Below are 19223 nucleotides of genomic sequence, written 5' to 3'. Positions count from 1 at the left end.
TTTGAAAAACAAGTAGTCAAAATGAAAGTCTTTTTAATTTCTCTACAATATTTTAAATATTTAGTTCTTACCCTTAGCTGGATTGTGAATATCTACATATTTAATCTCATTGTCATCACTTATATTAAATTCTAGTATGCAGCAGTTGCCAAAATACTGGGCATCTTCGTTATCTTTTTCTGCTACCTTGGATAGGTAATATACCCACAAGGCTCCTCCATGGGATACACACAATATATTTTCTGCATGAGAATTTTCTACAATATCATCTATTGTACCAGAGAATCTTTCTAGCAGTTCTACATCTGATTCTCCACCAAAAGGGACAAAGAAATTTTCATGGGTCATTTGCCCTTCATGGCGCGGGACTTTTTGTAAGTCTTCTGGTTCTCCCTCCATCTTTCCAAAATTCCATTCTTTAAGACCCTTCAATGTTTTGATTGGCAAGTCTGATATAATGCTTGCAGTATCAATAGCTCTTTCAGATGTTGATGAATAAACTTCATCAATTTTTATATTATTATCTTCAAAAAATCCTCGTGTGATTTTTGCTTGTTTTATACCGAGTTCTGTTAGTGGCGAATCACACCATCCTTGAGTTTTTCCTCTTAAGTTAAAGAGCGTTTGTCCATGACGGACTAGATATAGTTTTCGCATTTGTAACTCCTTTATAAACTTTCTAATATCAAGCTTGTAAGTTTTGTCATTGATGGTTCCACAGGTGCGTAGGCATCAATAGGAACTTGAACTATCTTTTTGCCAAATTTATCAGCCTTTCGCTTAAATTCATCATATTTCATTCTGATTTGTGGACTAATTAGAACTAGCTTATAGCTATCACTTGTTAAAATCTTATCATCGACTGTTGAAGAGACGGCATCTATTGCAATGTCATATCCTTGTTTTTTTAAAGATTCGTTTGTGCTCTTTGCCATTAGTGAACTACTCATTCCTCCTAGGCAAATCAAAAGTACTTTTTTGCTTACCATATTAATCACAAAATCTAGGCAAATATTCTTTGTGAGCCTCAAGCAATCTATCAAAAACTTTTATAGCAAGGTCTTCGCTTGGAACTAGAGGATTTAGTGTAAGTGCTGCAATGGCAAGGTCCCTATCTCCACTAACAGCAGCTTCTACTGTCATCTTTTCAAATGCCTTGATTGTGTTTATAGTTCCCATAAGCTTGTAATCGCCTTTGCCAATTTTTAGGGGGATTGGGCCGTCTTTGGTGATTTTTGCTGCACATTCGATAACATATTGGGAATCAAAATTATCTATAGCTTCTCCATTTAATGTATTTACGTATTGGATGTCTCCTTTGTCATTATAAATAGAATTTATAAGTTCACAGGCTGCAAGCGAATAATAAGCCCCACCTCTTAGCTCCAGCTCTTTTGGCTTTTCACAAAGATTCGGGTCTTTGTATTTTTCCATCAAGTCGTGCTCAATTCTCTTGACTTCTTCTGCCCTAACAGTGTTTGTTTTGAAAGCTTCTAGCTCTTCTGCCAACATTTGTGAGCTGTTGACATAGTACTTAATATAAGGGTTTGGTATAGCTCTTATTGCTCTGATAAATTCATCAGAAAACTTCTCTGCATCTATATTTTTCATAGTTATAGGTCCAGTAGTTTTACCTGTATATAGGTCGATTATTTTATCTATCTGGCTTAGGCCATCAACTAAGAAATCTGTCGCAAAGTAATGATGGTTTAGGCCTAGGATTTGCATTTGAATATCCCTGTAATCGACACCCAAATATTTGCCAACTTCCATCTGCATACCTATAGGAGCATTGCAAAGACCTATGGCCTTCTTCCAACCTCCAACATTTATGGCAGCCTCTGTAATCATTCCAGCCGGATTTGAAAAATTGATCATCCAAGCATCTGGGCAAAGTTCTTCCATATCCTTTATGATATCAAGTATTACAGGAACAGTTCTTAGGGCTTTAAACATACCGCCAGCCCCATTTGTCTCTTGACCAATCATGCCAAGTTCTAATGGTATTCTCTCATCTTTTATTCTTGCATCTATTTGTCCAACACGGATTTGGGTCGTTACAAAGTCCGCATCTTTTAGTGCTTCTCGTCTATCCAAGCAAAGGTGTAGGTCTATCCCTACTCCTGCTTTCTTAATCATTCTTTTTGCCAAGGCGCCAACTATTTCAAGCTTTTCTTTGCCTTCTTCGATATCGACAAGCCAGATTTCTTTTACAGGCAAAGTCTCGTATCTATCAATGAAACCTTCAATTATCTCTGGCGTATAGGAAGACCCCCCACCAATTGTTACAATCTTAAGACCATCTTTCATTATATGCTCCTTTATTTGAAAAGAGCCTTTATAATCAAAAATGAATTATAAAGGCTTCTTCTTTGTTTATATTAGTCTAAATCTTCTCCGTTAGAAGCTATGACTTTTTTGTACCAATCAAATGATTTTTTCTTTGTTCTTTTTAAAGTTCCATTACCATAATTGTCACGATCTACATAGATGAAACCATATCTCTTCTTCATTTCTCCAGTTCCAGCTGATACTAGATCAATTGGTCCCCAAGTTGTGTAGCCAAGTAGGTTAACCCCATCAAGTTCAACTGCATCTTTCATTTGTTTTATATGATCTCTTAGGTAATTTATTCTATAATCATCTTCTACATAGCCATTTTCATCAGCTTCATCTACTACTCCTAAACCATTTTCTACAACAAATAGTGGTTTTTGATATTTATCCCAGAGATTATTTAGAGTTGTTCTAAATGCAAGAGGGTCAATCTCCCATCCCCAGTCTGTTCTATCAAGGTATGGATTTTCAACTACTTCATAGGTTATATTTCCATTTTTATCAAAACCTGTCGATTTAACGGTTCTTGTTGTGTAGTAGGAAAATGAAATAAAGTCTACTGTGTTTTCACGAAGTATATCAAGGTCTCCTTCTTCCATCTCAGGCATTAGGTTCGCTCTTTCAAGCTCTTTTAATTTGTAAGTTGGATAATATCCTCTAGATTGTACATCTATGAAGAAGTAGTTGTCCCAATTTACTCTTTGAGCTGCAAAAATATCTTCTGGGTTTGAACTAAATGGATAATGTGGAGTTGAAGCCAACATACACCCAATTTTAGCATCTGGGTCTATCTCGTGGGCAATCTTTGTTGCAAGAGCACTAGCAACAAGTTCATGGTGGATTGCTTGATACATTGCTTTCTTAGGATTTTCTTCATCTCCTAAGTATAGACCAGCACCCATAAATGGAGCTTCTAGGATTACATTTATTTCGTTAAAGGTTAGATAGTATTTAACTTTGCCCTTGAATCTAGTAAATATAGCTGTTACTAAATTTTGATATAAATCTATTATTTTTCTATTCTTCCATCCGCCATATTCATGTACTAGATGCATTGGGAAATCGAAGTGAGTTATAGTGATTAGTGGTTCTATGCCATGTTTTAGACACTCATCTATCAAATCCTCATAAAATTTAAGTCCTGCTTCATTAGGCTCGCTCTCATCACCCTTTGGGAAAATTCTAGTCCAAGCTATGGAAAATCTATAAACTTTAAAGCCCATTTCTGCAAAAAGTGCTATATCTTCTTTGTATCTATGATACATATCTATAGAGCCTTTGGCTGGGTAGAAGTGTTCATCATCAAAGTCGAACATCTTCATTTTTCCAGTGATTATAGCTTGTCTATCTTCACCAACAGGAGATAGATCAACATTGGCAAGACCTCTCCCATCGACGTCATAAGCACCTTCACACTGGTTTGCAGCTGTAGCTCCACCCCATAAGAAATCTTCTCTTAAAGCCATTATTACTCCTTTACTTATCCTTATCTATATCAGATTCAATGACTATTTTTTCGTTCTTATCAATTACTTCTTCATTCTTATTGATTACTTGTTCTTTTGTTGTTACTTTATCATCAACATAAACTTCATTAGTCTCTTCGTTTATTTTTACATCTTCAAGGTCAATATTTTTCTCTGCTGCTAATTGTTCGCGATATAGTTCATTGTCACGTTTTTTGAAGAATGGATAATAAACTAAAGTATTGGCAACTGCACATACTAAAGATAATACTAAACCCTTCCAGTCACCACCTGTTGCGATAAATCCATTGATACCTACTGGTGTTGGCCATGGTTGTTGAGCTATTACTGGCATTACTAAGCCTGATCTTATAGCAAAGTATGCTATAGTTCCTGATACCATTGGTGATAATATGAAAGGAACGATGAAGTGTGGGTTATAAACCATTGGTAAACCAAATATAATTGGTTCGTTTATTTGGAATATACCTGGCACTATCGCAGCTTTCCCTAATAATTTGAATTGGTCTGATTTAGCAATAAATACCATCATTAGAACAAGACCAAGGGTTGCACCAGAACCACCATTATAAGCAAAGGCGTTCATAAATTCACCAGCTAGTGGTATGTGTGCTCCACCAGCGTTTTGTTCCATATTGTATAGATATATTGGTGTAAGTATAGAACCTATTATAGTAGCTCCGTGAATACCTACTGACCATAAAGCTTGGATGAAGAATATAATAATAATCATACCTATCCATGAGCCTGTTAAGTTTGCCACGAATCCAAAAGGTATAGCAATAAGTCCAAATACGTCTGTTCCAAATGATACTAGGATACCATTTACTAATATAAATAAAATTGAAATTACTACTACTGGTATTAAAGCTGAGAATGAGTTAGCAACTCCTTCAGGAACGCTGTCTGGCATTTTTATTCTTATATCTCGTTTGATAAAGAATTTATAAATATTAATTACTACATAGGATACTATAATTGCTGTAAAGATACCTGTTGAACCAAATCTTGCTGGTGCATCTCCTATTGTCCAACCATTTATGATTCCATTTTCTGGATCCATTAACTTTGTGATCCCTTCAGGGCCTGATACTAATTGTGGCACAAGCATAAAGAATCCAAATAAGGATAAAAGCATACCAGAAATAGGTGATAGTGGAATATCTTCCTCTTCTGCAATCAATCTCGTATATTCAAAACCTATAACCACCAAGAAATATAGGGTAATAATACCCATTGTAGCAACATTTGCTAGCATATATAGCGGGGTAATCTTATCAAATGTATTTGCATAAAATCCTGCAAGTCCTGGTATTACTTGCGGTAGTACATTTATAACTAGAAACAATGAACCAATTGTAATAAATGATATTGAAGCCATGCCGGCCGCTTGTATGGCTCTAACTAACTTATACTGAGAAAGTTTTGTTAAAGGGCCCATAAAATATTTTTCTAAAAATTCAAACATAATTTTCTACTTTCTTTTATTTTTTATTATTTGTCATGTATTTTACATAAACCCTATCGGTATTTTTATATATCTTGCTGGCTTTAACATACAGTAAGATTGATAATATCAGCATTGTTCCAGCTAAAATAAGTGCATAGTTTTTATTTGCTATATATGGAAAAAACAAACTATAATTGCTAAAGGTCACTATGCTTACGATAATATTAATAATCGTTATGATTATATAAAAGTTTTTCGATCTTTTTATATCTACTTCTTTTTTAGTAAAGGAATAATAATGATCTTTAACAGTAACCAATATTAGAATCATAATGATAAGTGGAATAATGGCTGATAACTTCTTTCCTACAAGCAATAAACTAAAAAGCCAATAAAGACATATAAAAAACAATATAGCATTTAGATACCTCAGAGAGGTATATCGTCTGATTTTTATAACTTTTTCTACATCAGGTTTTTGATAATTCATTAGATGTTTTCTAAAACAAGATTTGCCATTTTTTCAATTCCGCTTGGGATTGGAGCATAGGCATCAAAACCTACTTGGGCTATTTTTTTGTTGTTTTTTTCTGCTTTTTTAGAATATTCATCAAATTTCATCCTGATTTGTGGACTTACTAAAATCAATTCATATTCATCTGAAGCAAAAACTTTATCAGCAGATGCTATAGTTGTAGAATCTAAATGGATATCGTGACCTTTTTCTTGTAATAGTTGAGTAGTTTTTTTTGCCATTACTGAACTACTCATACCAGCATTACAAATCAACATAACTTTTTGCATTATTTACCCTCATTTTCTTTCATTTTCTTATACATTGTTACTAATCTCTTGGCGTTATCCATTGCCATAGTTGCCATTGTTAGATGGTCTTGGGCGTGGATAAATATAACATTTATTTCGTTTTTTTCGCCGTTTGCTTCGCTTGTTAGCATATCCGTTTGGATTTGGTGACAAGCTAAAAATTCTTCGTTTGCCTTTTCAAGCAATTCTTCAGCCTTTTCAAAATCATATTTTTCTGCCGCATCCATTGCCTCTGTGGACAGCGACCTGGATTCTCCAGCATGAACTATGATTTGAAAGGCTATCTCATACATTTCTTGATTATTCATAACTATTCCCCCTTGATAAAAGTATTCATGAATTCTGTCGTGCTTTCTGCCTTCTTTGCCTTTGATATAGCCTGATCATTAATCAAAAAGTCTCCCAGTTTGTCGTAGTATAGGGACATATCTCCTATCTCTTTGCCAACGAACAAGGAATATATGAGGCCAACTTTATCATTATTCCAAGCTAGCTCTTTTTTAGGTATGAGTATTATGGAAAAGCTTTCGGCATCTACTTGTTGGAGTATGTGTGGCAAGGCTACGTCTGTTACTAGGGCAGTTGATCCCAGGTCTTCTCTTTGCTTGTATTGACTTATGATATCTTCCTTGTCTAGACCTGTTATTGGGCTAGCCGTTTCTGCTAGGAGCTCTAGGGCTTGGTCCATATTTTTTATCTCAACATCTTTAAGCAGGACAGAATTCCTAAAGATTTTACTTATCTCTTCTAAGCCGCCTCCTTTCATTGCACATTCGATATTTTTGATATCTTTTTGTTTAAATAGTATATCGACATATACTATTGGTGTTGATGTTTGAACATCTAGGTTTATTGATGAAACGATAAAGTCATAATCGTCCAATCGATATTCGTCGATTTTGGATATGTCAGTTAGCTCAAGCTTATTAATTTGATTGGCAAATTTGGCTTTAAGCTGACTTTTCATTATTTGAGCGCTAGAATTGCCACTGCCACAAACTACTAGTATATCTTTTTTTAGGTCTGAATTATTACCCATTGCTGTCATTACATGAAGGGCAATGTATCCTATTTCATCTTCAGATAGTTTTGTGTCATATCTTTCATTTATGACATTTGATGCAATGGTTGCTATGAAAAATGCAACTTGATTTTCCTTTATATCATCAAGTATTGGATTTTTCATATCAAATCCATATTTTATTCTCTCTAATAGAGGTCCTAGGTGGGCACTTAGGGAAAAATAGAGGTCTATATTTGACCTAAAGTCGTATTTGGTTACTTCATAGATGGTATCTATCATCTCTTGGGCAAGGGCCGATACTTCTGTTGATAGCTTCTCGTGCTTTGTGATAGTGTTTTTTGCTACCAGGTGCATGGCTATATAGACTAGCTCTTGGTAGGGGATTTCCATATCAAGTTTCTCATTTAAGTTATCTACAATCAGATTAGCTATTTCAAATTCCTCATAGGATACAATCTTTTTTTGAAGCTCTTGTGGGTGTTCTATGATCTTATTATCTCTTATCCTAAGTATAGAAATATAGATATGGAGTACTAGATTTTTAAAATTAACATATGGCATATAAAATGATGGTCCATAGTCTATATCTGCTATTATTTCTTGAATTTGGTTGAAAAGCTCATTATTTTCATAGATGCTTGGATCTATACCAACTTCATTTTTTATTGCTTGGCGAATGTTTTTTTCTTCACCCTCAACTTTCATCCCATAGTAGGGTTTTGATTCTAGGCTTAGATTGTACTTGCTCAAAATGACCTTAATTTGCGCAATATCTTTTTGGGCTTGAGATAGACTAATGTAAAATGTATCTGCTATTTCTTGTTGTTTAATATATGAGTTGGAATACAAGAATAAGCGTGTGATACTTTCAATCCTTGCTTCCTTGTCTACACTATCTTGAACAAAGTAGGCGTGCTTGTACCGGTCGTCTTTCAAGAATTTCTTAAATTTTTCTTCATCATTGATTTCAAATCTGTAACCACAACCTGTGCATGATTCTATAAATGCGCCACTATCTTTTATGTGGGTATTTAATATAGAAATCTCTTTTTGTATAGTCTTGCTACTAAGCTTGAGCTTATCAGCAATTTCTTCAGATGTGTGGTAGTCATAATCTTTTGTCAAAAAATCAAATATTTGCTTTAGTCTAGTCTCAATCATTTCATCACCTATCTATATTATATAAGGAAAACGATAACACTTCTACATACTAAATTTCCTTAGCTAGTTTTATCTATGTGTGAGGAGTTTATAATACTAATTATAACGGCAAATTTAATCGAAATAAAAAACGAGGACATATAGCTTTATTTATAAAGCTAATCCTCGCTTAGTATATTTATTTTTTACCAAATTTGTAGTTCTTCTGCCTTTTTAGTCAATTCTTCCCTAAAGTCTGGATGGGCTATGGCAATTAGAGCTTTTGCTCTTTCTCCTATGGTTAGCCCTGTCAAATCAGCCACTCCATATTCTGTTACTACATAGTTGGTGTCGTTTCTAGATGTTGTAACTGCTTGGTTTATTGCTAGATGTGGTACTATCTTTGAGTAAGTCTTTTCATTTCCATTTTCATCCTTTTTTCTATATGTTGAATGCATAGCCAAGAAGGACTTGCCACCATTTGATCTTTGGGCTCCATTTACAGTCTCTGATTGACCACCTGTACCAGAAAATGGTAATCCGTTCACAGTCTCTGAGGCTGCTTGACCATATAGGTCTATTTCAAGAGCTGCGTTTATAGATACAAACTTGTTGTTTAGCCCAATTGTGTATGGGTCGTTGGTAAATGTAGATGATTTAAATAACACAGCTGGGTTGTTGTCTATATAATCGTAGAGTCTTTGGCTACCTAGGGTGAATGATGCTACAGAATATCCATTCAACAATCCCTTTTGTGAGTTGTCCACAGCCCCACATTCTATCAAATCTATCATAGTTTCTGTAAACATCTCTGTGTGGATACCCAAGTGTTTCTTACTTTTAAGCTCGTGGGCTACTGCATTTGGGATATTGCCCACACCAAGTTGGATTGTTGACCCATCTTCGATATATTCTGCAATATATTTACCGATTTTAGCATCTACTTCACCATAAGGAGCTATTTTTGCAGTTGGAATTGGATGATTTGCCTCAACTATAGCATCGACCCTAGAAACGTGAACGTGGTTATCTCCAAATGTTCTTGGGAAATTTGGGTTTACTTCAACAAGGGTCAAGGCTCCTTCATTAATCAAATCCATCTCATAGACATTTGAAACAGATGTTGAGAAATATCCGTGTTCATCCATTGGAGATACGGTTAAGATAACCACTGGTCTTCTATTTTCTTTTTCTATTCTCTTTAGAGTTTTGCCAAGTATGGTTGTAGATCTTTGTGGAACCGGGCTAACTAGTTTCTCTTGGTAGGATTTTCTAAGACCAGCTGACATAAACCAAGCGTGGTGATCAAGGATACCCTTCATCTCTTGGTCATGAAAATAATCATAATCTCTAAGTGGTAAGCAAGTTATCAAAACACAATCCTTAACTCCAGTCTCCTTTAAGTGTTGGAGATTGGACATAATCTCAATTGGTTCTGCTGTAGCTTGCGCTGAGAAAATATAGTCGCCATCCTTAATTAAATCAAGAGCCTCTTCCGCCGTCTTTACTTTTTGATCATAAATTGTTTTGTTATCTGTCATTTTACTTTTCTACAATCTCGTCAATATGACCGTAAAATTCTTCTGGACAGTCGTTGTAGACCATGTGGCCTGCCTGGTCTATGGCTATGAAGTCTAGCTCGTTTAGGAAATATATTGCAGAGTTTTGGCCGATTACAAATGGGACAACTTGGTCTTTTTTGCCGTGGATCCATGTTGTTGGACAGGTGATTTTTTCTATAGATCCGTCTCCTTCTTCATTTGTTATATTAAATTGGCAAAGAGCTACGCTTATGTCTGTAAAGCATCTTTCCTTGAAAAATTCGTCCATGTATATTTCATACAAATCATCGTTTGGTGCTTTTAGGTTATAAAGGCTTGCATCCCACATTTGTTTAGTTGCAACTTTGTCCTTGTTTTTGATGAGATTTTCTACAAATATCATTGATGGATGGCCTGCTACTTCTTCATAAGTTCTAGCAAATTTTCCTTCTATTGGGAGGAAATTCTCATCTACCATTGGTAAGTAGAATCCTTTGACTCCAACAGATGCTATGAGAACAAGTTCTCCTACTTTGTCTGGATAGTCTGTGGCAAGTTTTAGTCCAACTCCACCTCCTGCAGAATGGCCTACTACCATGGCATTTTCTAATTCTAACTCATCCATAAATTCCTTGACATCCTTGGCCCAATCTTCCATTTTTTTGTGAGGATTATTGTATGTAGATTCTCCAAAACCAGCAAGGTCTACGGCATATACACTAGCCTTATCCTCATATCTTCCCATAAATTCATTATAAATTGTAGATGAGCATTGGTTGCCGTGGATTAGCAAAATTACCTTATCTCCACTTCCACAATTCCTATATGCTATAGTTTCTCCTGATGGTATTGTTACTTTCTTTAAATCGTACAAATTTTCCTCCTTTTTTTACTATATTATCTTGATAAAATACTTAATCATCTTCTTATCTTGATACCCTTATAAGAGATTAATTAATGATAATTTTTATAGCAAAAAGGGCCTGCCACAAAATTTGTAACAAACCCTATTTATTAAAACTTATATTTTTCGTAATCTTCTAAGTTGCTCTTACCAGCTATGATAGTATCTAATATATCAAAATCTTTGTTTATGATATTAAGATCGGCATCAAAGCCAACTTTAATCTTGCCTTTCTTGTGGTCAAGACCAAGCCTTTTAGCTGGATTTACAGCACTCATGGTTACTATATCTTCCATAGTCGCGCCAGTAAATGCCATAATGTTTTTTATCGATCCTGGAAAAGTCATTGGTTTTCCAGGTAATCTATTTTCCCCATGGTAGTTGGTATAGGCAAAGCCATCTTCAAATCTAATCTTTTTGCCCATCCACTCGTACTCACCATTTGGCAAGCCCTTTAGAATCAATGCATCTGTAGCTATGACCATTTTTTCTGGACCCTTCATAGAAAAGGCTAGTTTCCAAGCTTTTGGATTGATGGATAGGCCATCACAGCCAACCATTTCCGCATATATATAATCATTTGTAAGAGTTTCTCCTACAATTCCTATATCCCTATGGTGAAAGCCCCTCATAGCATTGAATAGGTGAGTCACTTGGCGCAGACCATGATCAAAGGCATCTACCATGTCTGCTTCCTTGGCATCGGTATGGCCGGCAGCTGGTATGATATTTTTATCAAGCAAATATTCTATAAGATCCATGGCTCCATCAAGCTCTGGTGCTAGAGTCACAATAGAAATATTATCTGCAGATTTTTCTATAAATTCACCCATAAGGTCAAGGTCAGGGTCTATGGCGAGACTCTCATCCATAGCCCCTCCTTTTTCTTTGCTTACAAATGGACCTTCAAGGTGGATGCCTATAATTTTAGCACCCTTATCGTTTTGATTTTCTATATAGGATTTAAGCTTATCGATAGCAGTAAATGTTTTTTCTTTGCTACTTAGACCAAGGGTAGCGACGAGCGATGTTATTCCCTCACTAGCCTGCAAAACTTGTAGTCTCTGGTATTTTTCCTTGTCATCTTCAAGGTAATCAATACCGTATCCACCGTGGTTATGGATATCTATGAAACCTGGAATCATAATATCGTCGTTATCAACATCTTCTAGTGTTTTTATAGATTTGATTATGCCATTTTCTATAGATACTTCTTGGTTTTCTAGGATTTCTTCGCCAGTATAAAGTTTCTTAACCTTGTAGGTCTGACATTTGGCTAGCATCTGTTGTTCCTTTCGGTACTATTTTTTCATCCTTTAATAGTGGTGCAATTTCATTGGCCAATTGTTCAACCTCAAGACCAACTACAAGGTGAACGTTGTTGTTTGACATCTTCATAACTTCGATGATGCCGATTTCTTTTAGTTTTTCTACATTTACCTTTGATGGATCTTTTAGTTTTAATCTAAGTCTTGTTATACAATTCTCAAATTCAACTATATTTTCTGCTCCGCCTATATATTCTAGTACGAGTCTTGCTTTTTCAGATAGTTTTATTTCAGTATTTACATTTTGTATGGTCTTATCTTCCCTACCAGGTGTCTTTATATTTCTTTTTTCTATGACATATTTGAAGGTGAAATAGTATAGGGCAAAGATAAGTAATCCAACTGGTATTACTAAAAGTGGCTTGGTTCCTTTGTTAAATTGCAAGATGTAGTCAATGATACCAGAGCCTCCAACACCTACCATTTTTGATCCAATAATATTCATAATAACTGTTCCAAGTCCTGTGTATAGGGCGTGCATTACAAATAGTAGTGGGGATACAAACATAAATGAGAACTCAACTGGTTCTGTAATTCCTGTTAAAAATGCAGTAAAGCCTGCCCCTAAAAGTAGACCCTTAACTCTGTTTTTATTTTCTGGGTAAGCTGTCTTATACATAGCCAAAGCTGCCCCTGGAAGACCAAACATCATCATTGGGAACATTCCGCTTACAAAAGTACCAGCTGTAGGGTCTCCAGCGAAAAATCTTGGGATTTCACCTGTAACACTTGCAAATTCTGCAAGGCTTGATGGCAATTGCATTTGGATGTAGATATTAATGATGTGGTGCAAACCTGTTGGTATCAAAAGTCTATTCAAAAATGCAAATAAGAATGGACCAGCTTTCATATTGCCCATGGCTTGGCCTAAAGATAGGATAGCCTTATCTAAAGCTGGGAATATGAATGAGAAAATTAATGCTGTTATAATTGCAAAAAACGAACTCATTATAATAACAAGTCTACGACCTGAGAAGAATTCTAGTCCCTTTGGTAGGGTCTTGTCCTTAAATTTCTCATAAGAAATTCCTGCTATAAGACCTGCCACAATACCAACAAAAATATTGGATTCTATGGTAGGAATAGCCGCTCTGCCAAAGGAGTTAAGGTCTGTATCTCCCATTGGTCGTAATGTTCTAACCAAGATATTAAAGGCAATAACGGCACCAATACCGCTTGCTATGTGCTTATCTTTGGTTATTCCGCCTGCTACCGATACTGCAAATATTAGTGGCAATATAGCAAATATTGTCCATGCAGCTTCCTTCAAAAATGGAATATTTAACAAGTCACCATCAGCTAGCCTATTAAGTATTGCTGCTGCTGGTAGAGCAGAAATACCCAGTAGCATCGATCTGCCAAAAATCTGTAGCTTATCGCTAAATTTGTTCAATGATTTGTTCATAGTACTCTCCTTATTTAATTTTGTGCTTTGATATTTTATCAAAGCCTACTTTTTGCAAAATTCCTTTACTAGAATTCATACCCTTTTTGCAAAGTATTTTAATTAAGTCCCTTAGTATAAATCATTAAGATTTTATAGTAAGACTTCTTATATTTTTATTATCTTCAGAAACTAGTATCAATGTCCCGCTTTCCTTAATAAAATTATAGGAAATATTGTCTTTTGCTACTATTTCTAAGGACTTTATTTCGCCATCGAATTTTATATCATCCTCATATAAACAGGCCTTGCCGTTTATGATAATCTTATCTATTTCTAGGGAAGGGCTGATTTCAGAGATATATTTTAGGGATAAGATTTTTATTCTCTCATCTTCTAGATCGTCCCCAAGGATCTTTACATAGGTTGCCAGCAAGTGATCAAATTTGTAGACTATGGAATCATCTCTTTTTTCCATCTCATAGTCTCTTACTTCTTCCCACTTATCTTCGCTTCCATATTCGGATACATAAATGGACCCCTCAAATCCACCTACAAATTCAATCTCTCCAATAGTTTGTTGGGAGTCAAAGGCATAGTATATGAAACCATCGCCTACTTCCTTTTCCATGGTGAAGTTTTCTATATAGGTATCTGGGAAATAATCTTCTTTCCTTATCCTAATATTGGACTTGCCTACAAGTGTTTTATCTTTCCATTTTAGATAATAATTCTTTGATAAATATCCTTCCTTTTCGATCTCATCTTCCCTTAAACCATCCCAAGTAACTTCTAAGCCGCAAGCAATGACCTTCCCATCTTTGCTAATTAGTGGAACTTGCTTTGGTAGCTTTGGCAATTCATTTGGGAAAATTGCTGTGTTTATATTTAAGATGTCAATTATGTCATCTATATAATTTACATAAACTGTGATAGAATCATTATTTTCTAATCTTCCATTTACTATAAGTCCATCAGAAGTGCTAATCTCCCTATCCCAAGCTACCTTTATATTCTTAGCATCTTTATAGCTATAGATAGTATCTTTTAACTCTAGCTCATCTTTGCGGCTTATATTGTAATATTTCTGATAGCCATAAGCTGAATTTGCTGTATTTTTTGGCAAATCAATTTCAATCTCATCACCAACAAGTCCTTCTGCTAATACTTTAATGGAAAGCTTATCTGTACTCGCTTTGCTTGCTTTTGTTATGGCAAGAAGCTTACCCGCATAGGCCTTTTTCTTATTTGTAAAAAAGCTTGTCATATCATAAGGACAGCCATTATCTAGGCGCAAACTTGTGTCTGGATCTGATATGTCAACTTTGATTTCATTGTCTGCATTAGTAATTAGATTGCCATCTTGGTCAAGAACTGAAATCATAAAGTAATTAAGGCCCTGCTTTTCAGCGCTTTTATTGTCTAGGTCAATTTTTAACTTGTAAGGATTTTTGGTGGTAGATAGGCGAGATCTGCCTATAGTATTTTCAATAATATTTCCATCTTCATCATAGGCTTTGGCAAAGATTGTGCCCTCTTCATATGGGATTAGCCATGTCATATAAAGTGACCTATGTCCACTTTCTCCAGCAACTTTCTGATAAGTGTGACCTGCCTTGGTCGTGTGCTTTTCGAAAGTTTTGCCATCCAATGATTTTATCTCTCCATTTTCGTTTTTGAAGAATAGTTCAACTTTTTTTGCATTGGAGTAAATATCAATCCTAACTTTGCCGTCAATGATTTTTACCCGGTCTTTATTCCAAGATGAGACTAGGTGAAGGACATTTTCTTTTGACCACTGAGACATATAGAAATAATATCTGTCTTTGGGAATACCAGCTGTATCAATGATGCCAAAGTATGAAGATTTGGGAGCTGGCCAGCCAAAGATATCTCCTCTTATCATCCCATTCCAAGGAGTTGGCTCTCCCAGGTAGTCAAAGCCTGTCCAAATAGCCTCACCTATGACAAAGTCACGAATAATAGTCCTGTACCAGGATTCACTTGACAAGGACCCCCAACCTACTTTTGACTCGTCATAAGAAGTGAGCTCAAAACCCTTGGTCTCATTATTTTCTGTAATGTCATAGACTGACCTTGAGTTGATGGCAGATGATGACTCAGATACCCACAAGCACCAATCCTTGTGGTCCTCATGCATCTGGTCAAGCCTTTCATCTTCTCCATAATTGATGCCGACTAAGCCATTGTTTGCAGTGATATTATCTTCGATAGCTACAAATATAGGATTATCCCAATCTCTAAGGACATTATCTCCTATGGTGATTAGCCTTTTTTGATCTATTTCCCTAAGGGTTTTGATAAGCATATTTCCAATTTCCGGATAATTCTTTGCTCCAATCCATGATGTACCGCCCAAGACTTCATTGGCCAGAGAATACATAATAACAGAAGGGTCATTGTAATCCCTGTGGATAGTCATCCTTAGGTCGTATTGAGCCCAAGTCATATTTTTATCGGACATATACAAGGAAGCATCAGATATTTTCTTGTCAAAATATAGGGAATAGTCATTGTAGTCGTTGTTTTTTGGCAAAACCCAACCATCAAACATTTCCTCTATTACCATAAGGCCCATCTTGTTACACAAATCTATAAGCTTTCTAGAGCCTGGATTGTGGGTAATCCTTATTGCATTTGCCCCCATCTTCTTAAGTAGGCTTAGTTGCCTAAATATAGCCTCCTCATAATCACAAGCACCCAAGGCACCATGGTCGTGGTGAAGGCAAACTGCCTTTAGCTTAGTAGGATTGCCATTTAGGAAGAATCCTAGGTCGGGGTCCTTGTCAATATATGAAAATCCATAGTCAATAGTTTTCTCATATAGGCACTTGTCAGAAGCAAGTAATTGTAGATTAATCTCATACAAGTTTGGATTATCGACATCCCAAAGTTTGGGATAATCTATAGGAAAGGTCTCTTTGATATCCAGATTTTCCTCAATGACTATATTTTTCTCATCAAGGCCAATAAGGTCTTTGGTCGTTTTGTCTTTGACTCTAACTATGGTCTTAAGCTTCATTTGCCTATTGGTCGTATTTCTAAGCTTAAAGCTATAAGATAGATTTACCTTATCTAAACGCAAATCAGAATTGCCAACTTTAAAAGTAAAAGGCTCTACAAAAACGTCATCATAATTTAATATATATACCGACCTGTAGATGCCCGATCCTGAATACCAGCGGCTATTTGGTATGTGATTTTCTACTCTGATAGCCAATAAATTTTCCCTATCTTCGTATAGGTAAGAGCTAATGTCAATGATAAAAGGAGTATAGCCATAGTGGTGGTCACCGATAAACTCACCATTTATATAGATATAGGCATCAGAATATATGCCGTCAAAATAAATGAAAGTATTTTTGATATCTTCTATCCTAAAAAACTTCCTATACCAGCCTATGCCACCAAGCTTATAGGCTGACTGGGCCTCTCCTGCCTTGGAATAGGCTTGATCAATAGAAAAATCATGGGGCAAATCTATTTCTTGCCAAGAAGAATGATAAAAGTTTGGCTTTTCTGCTCCAATTATAGGTCCGAAAGAAAACTTCCAATTATCATCAAATTTTATAAGTCCTTTGTTATCTATATATTGTGTTGTTTCTTTGTACATATTTGTATCCTATACAAATAAAATCTCGGAAAAACCGAGATCTTATTTATTTTCCTATTATATTTAGCCTATAGACAATTTCTTTGGCATTTATAAAGTCATCGTGGGAGATTCTCCTCTCTTCTATGACTTTGCCATCTATTTTTATAGTGTCGACAAATTTCTTATGATGGTAGTTCTCTTCTACTAGTATCTTAAGTGTATTGCCATTAGCAAGCTTTATACTGACCTTATCAAATAAGCCAATTCCTAGCATATATTCACTTGTACCAGGACATACTGGATAGATACCTAGGGCAGAAAGAATGTACCAAGCACTCATTGACCCATTGTCCTCATCACCTGGATATCCTTTAAAGTCGTATCTGAAATAGTTTAATAGGAGATTTTTCACCAGATATTGACTTAAATCAGGCCTATCTACAAAGTGATAGAGGTAAGGCAAGTGAAAACTAGGTTGGTTGGATATGCCGACTTGGCCAAAGTGTGCTGTCTCAACTTCTAGCATTTCGTGTATAATGCAATCGTAATGGCCTATGTTAAAATTAGAATCAGCATTTACCAGTTCATCTAGTCTTTCTTTGAAAGCTTCTTTCGATCCAAAGAGTTCTATTAGTTTGTCAAAATCATGATACATATTGTAAGAGTTTTGATAAGCCCCACCCTCGGTGTAAGGTGAGCCCCAATCGTAGGGATCGAAGCTTTCTTTGAATTTACCATCTTTATCTTTTTCTACTAAGAACTTAGTATCTGGATCAAAAAGATTGGTCCAATTGTGGGAATAACTTAGATACTTTTCTGCCAAATCATCGTAGCCAAGTTTTTTGGCAGCTACCCCTATTGAAAAATCAGACAAACAGTTGTCTAGGGTTTGGTTTACTGATTCGTGTTTGTCAGATGAAATATATCCATTTTCCCTAAATTCATAAGCACCATATCTGCCATAGTGAGGGTCGTCAGATTCTTTTTCTGAAGAATCTATCATAGCTTTTAATAAATCATCAGCCAAATCACTTCCAATGTCCTTTGTTATAGCATCAGCTATGACACTGTCAACAAGGGTTCCTGGCATTAGCCCTCTCTCATCTGGAGATAGCCACTTAGGGAGAAATCCTGTTTCCTTATAAGAGTTATATACTCCCTCCAATATATCTTCGTAGTCCTTTGTAGCAACAAGGCTTAAAAGTGGGAATAAGGTCTTTTGACCATCCCAAAAACCAATATTGGTGTATAGTTTCCCAGTTCTCACTTCTTTTGCTAGAGTGTTGTAATGGACTTCATTGCCACCTCTGTCTATTTCATAGAATTTTGTAGGAAATAGGAAAGACCTATAGACACAATGATAGAACATTGATACTTGACTTTCCCTATCATAGACCTCGTATTGGTCATATTGGCTAGACTCTCTAGTAAGCTCTACATCAAATATACCAAGGTAGTCCTCCCACTTGCTAGCTGCAGATCCTATCATATCGCATATATCATCGCAAGCTTTCTCATAATTATAGGTCGCTTGGTCTTCTGATATGAAAGATGTTGCAAGTTTCAAATTAGCTTCTTTGGCTTTGGTTTTGATATAAAAATATCCTTCGATATTTTCTAGTTCAAAGTCACAGTCTAGGCGAATTTCCACATACATGGTAAAGTCTTCATCTTCGCAACCGGAATAGTTTATAACTTGGCCTAGAATCTTCCCATCTTCTTTTCTAAAATCTATGCCAGGTCCTGTTATTTTAAAAGAAACTTCGCTATCTGCCTTAAAGTTTATGATAGCTGCTTCTTCATCAGCTGTTATTATAGCTTCGTCCCCTGAATCATAAATTATTTTGTTAACTATTGGTCTAAATATTGATTTATCAGTATCGTAATAGACCTTTTGATACTCAGTATCGAGGTCCTTTGAAAATGGCAAGATTGTCATATAAGAGAAGTCTTCCATCCAAGGGCTTGGTTGGTGAGTTAATCTGAATCCTTGGAATTCTTTTTCATTTGGATTGAAAAACCAAGAACTTCTACCATCTGTTTGGACTGCAAAATAGTTTAAGCCATGAGGGGTTCCTAACAATGGAAGAGTGTTACCATTAGAAAATTCTCTAAGACTATCAGTTCCAATTCTAGTATCTGTAAATTTCTTATTTGCTAAAATTTCATTAATTATTGAATTCATTA

Annotated in this window: 15 protein-coding genes; all 15 read right to left on the bottom strand. The window is 35.6% G+C overall.

What is annotated here, in order from left to right; all coding sequences use genetic code 11:
* Positions 1–60: 60 nt before the first annotated feature.
* Positions 61–657 (bottom strand): histidine phosphatase family protein, encoded by a 597-nt coding sequence (locus tag QNH69_RS03640; protein ID WP_282929252.1) that lies wholly within the window; start codon positions 655–657, stop codon positions 61–63.
* Between the two features lie 11 nt (positions 658–668).
* A complete protein-coding gene (locus QNH69_RS03635) occupies positions 669–989 on the bottom strand; it encodes a PTS cellobiose transporter subunit IIB (RefSeq protein WP_282929251.1) in 321 nt (106 codons plus the stop codon).
* Position 990: 1 nt separating this feature from the next.
* Complete coding sequence (locus tag QNH69_RS03630; RefSeq protein ID WP_282929250.1) at positions 991–2310, bottom strand: 6-phospho-beta-glucosidase; 1320 nt, start codon at positions 2308–2310, stop codon at positions 991–993.
* A 71-nt stretch (positions 2311–2381) separates the two neighbouring features.
* Positions 2382–3803, bottom strand: a complete 1422-nt coding sequence (locus QNH69_RS03625) for a 6-phospho-beta-glucosidase (protein WP_282929249.1) — start codon at positions 3801–3803, stop codon at positions 2382–2384.
* A gap of 10 nt (positions 3804–3813) precedes the next feature.
* Positions 3814–5292: a PTS cellobiose transporter subunit IIC gene (gene celB / locus QNH69_RS03620; protein ID WP_282929248.1), complete on the bottom strand. Its 1479-nt coding sequence runs from the start codon at positions 5290–5292 to the stop codon at positions 3814–3816.
* Between the two features lie 16 nt (positions 5293–5308).
* Positions 5309–5764, bottom strand: a complete 456-nt coding sequence (locus QNH69_RS03615; RefSeq protein ID WP_282929247.1) for a hypothetical protein — start codon at positions 5762–5764, stop codon at positions 5309–5311.
* On the bottom strand, positions 5764–6078 hold the full coding sequence (locus tag QNH69_RS03610; protein WP_282929246.1) for a PTS cellobiose transporter subunit IIB: 315 nt from the start codon (positions 6076–6078) through the stop codon (positions 5764–5766). The genes QNH69_RS03615 and QNH69_RS03610 overlap by 1 nt, the downstream gene beginning before the upstream one ends.
* On the bottom strand, positions 6078–6407 hold the full coding sequence (locus tag QNH69_RS03605; RefSeq protein ID WP_282929245.1) for a PTS lactose/cellobiose transporter subunit IIA: 330 nt from the start codon (positions 6405–6407) through the stop codon (positions 6078–6080). The genes QNH69_RS03610 and QNH69_RS03605 overlap by 1 nt, the downstream gene beginning before the upstream one ends.
* Positions 6408–6409: 2 nt before the next feature.
* Positions 6410–8284: a BglG family transcription antiterminator gene (locus QNH69_RS03600; RefSeq protein ID WP_282929244.1), complete on the bottom strand. Its 1875-nt coding sequence runs from the start codon at positions 8282–8284 to the stop codon at positions 6410–6412.
* A 185-nt stretch (positions 8285–8469) separates the two neighbouring features.
* Positions 8470–9804: an acetyl-CoA hydrolase/transferase C-terminal domain-containing protein gene (locus QNH69_RS03595; protein ID WP_282929243.1), complete on the bottom strand. Its 1335-nt coding sequence runs from the start codon at positions 9802–9804 to the stop codon at positions 8470–8472.
* Position 9805: 1 nt separating this feature from the next.
* On the bottom strand, positions 9806–10678 hold the full coding sequence (locus tag QNH69_RS03590; protein ID WP_282929242.1) for an alpha/beta hydrolase: 873 nt from the start codon (positions 10676–10678) through the stop codon (positions 9806–9808).
* A 140-nt stretch (positions 10679–10818) separates the two neighbouring features.
* On the bottom strand, positions 10819–11991 hold the full coding sequence (gene nagA / locus QNH69_RS03585; RefSeq protein WP_282929241.1) for an N-acetylglucosamine-6-phosphate deacetylase: 1173 nt from the start codon (positions 11989–11991) through the stop codon (positions 10819–10821).
* The gene (locus QNH69_RS03580; RefSeq protein ID WP_282929240.1) at positions 11960–13441 is read right to left on the bottom strand and encodes a PTS transporter subunit EIIC; all 1482 of its coding nucleotides are present in this window, start codon (positions 13439–13441) and stop codon (positions 11960–11962) included. The genes nagA and QNH69_RS03580 overlap by 32 nt, the downstream gene beginning before the upstream one ends.
* A gap of 124 nt (positions 13442–13565) precedes the next feature.
* On the bottom strand, positions 13566–17054 hold the full coding sequence (locus QNH69_RS03575; RefSeq protein WP_282929239.1) for a glycoside hydrolase family 2 TIM barrel-domain containing protein: 3489 nt from the start codon (positions 17052–17054) through the stop codon (positions 13566–13568).
* A 46-nt stretch (positions 17055–17100) separates the two neighbouring features.
* A complete protein-coding gene (locus tag QNH69_RS03570; protein WP_282929238.1) occupies positions 17101–19221 on the bottom strand; it encodes a GH92 family glycosyl hydrolase in 2121 nt (706 codons plus the stop codon).
* Positions 19222–19223 lie beyond the last annotated feature (2 nt).

It is taken from the genome of Anaerococcus sp. Marseille-Q7828, from assembly GCF_949769285.1.
In the GTDB taxonomy this organism is placed as follows: Bacteria; Bacillota; Clostridia; order Tissierellales; family Peptoniphilaceae; genus Anaerococcus.
This window is presented reverse-complemented; position numbering and strand designations above follow the sequence as displayed.

Excerpts from the sequence above, each read along its gene's own strand:
- QNH69_RS03640 (WP_282929252.1), bottom strand. The coding sequence starts at position 657 with ATGCGAAAACTATATCTAGTCCGTCATGGACAAACGCTCTTTAACTTA.
- QNH69_RS03635 (WP_282929251.1), bottom strand. The coding sequence starts at position 989 with ATGGTAAGCAAAAAAGTACTTTTGATTTGCCTAGGAGGAATGAGTAGT.
- QNH69_RS03630 (WP_282929250.1), bottom strand. The coding sequence starts at position 2,310 with ATGAAAGATGGTCTTAAGATTGTAACAATTGGTGGGGGGTCTTCCTAT.
- QNH69_RS03625 (WP_282929249.1), bottom strand. The coding sequence starts at position 3,803 with ATGGCTTTAAGAGAAGATTTCTTATGGGGTGGAGCTACAGCTGCAAAC.
- celB (WP_282929248.1), bottom strand. The coding sequence starts at position 5,292 with ATGTTTGAATTTTTAGAAAAATATTTTATGGGCCCTTTAACAAAACTT.
- QNH69_RS03615 (WP_282929247.1), bottom strand. The coding sequence starts at position 5,764 with ATGAATTATCAAAAACCTGATGTAGAAAAAGTTATAAAAATCAGACGA.
- QNH69_RS03610 (WP_282929246.1), bottom strand. The coding sequence starts at position 6,078 with ATGCAAAAAGTTATGTTGATTTGTAATGCTGGTATGAGTAGTTCAGTA.
- QNH69_RS03605 (WP_282929245.1), bottom strand. The coding sequence starts at position 6,407 with ATGAATAATCAAGAAATGTATGAGATAGCCTTTCAAATCATAGTTCAT.
- QNH69_RS03600 (WP_282929244.1), bottom strand. The coding sequence starts at position 8,284 with ATGATTGAGACTAGACTAAAGCAAATATTTGATTTTTTGACAAAAGAT.
- QNH69_RS03595 (WP_282929243.1), bottom strand. The coding sequence starts at position 9,804 with ATGACAGATAACAAAACAATTTATGATCAAAAAGTAAAGACGGCGGAA.
- nagA (WP_282929241.1), bottom strand. The coding sequence starts at position 11,991 with ATGCTAGCCAAATGTCAGACCTACAAGGTTAAGAAACTTTATACTGGC.
- QNH69_RS03580 (WP_282929240.1), bottom strand. The coding sequence starts at position 13,441 with ATGAACAAATCATTGAACAAATTTAGCGATAAGCTACAGATTTTTGGC.
- QNH69_RS03575 (WP_282929239.1), bottom strand. The coding sequence starts at position 17,054 with ATGTACAAAGAAACAACACAATATATAGATAACAAAGGACTTATAAAA.
- QNH69_RS03570 (WP_282929238.1), bottom strand. The coding sequence starts at position 19,221 with ATGAATTCAATAATTAATGAAATTTTAGCAAATAAGAAATTTACAGAT.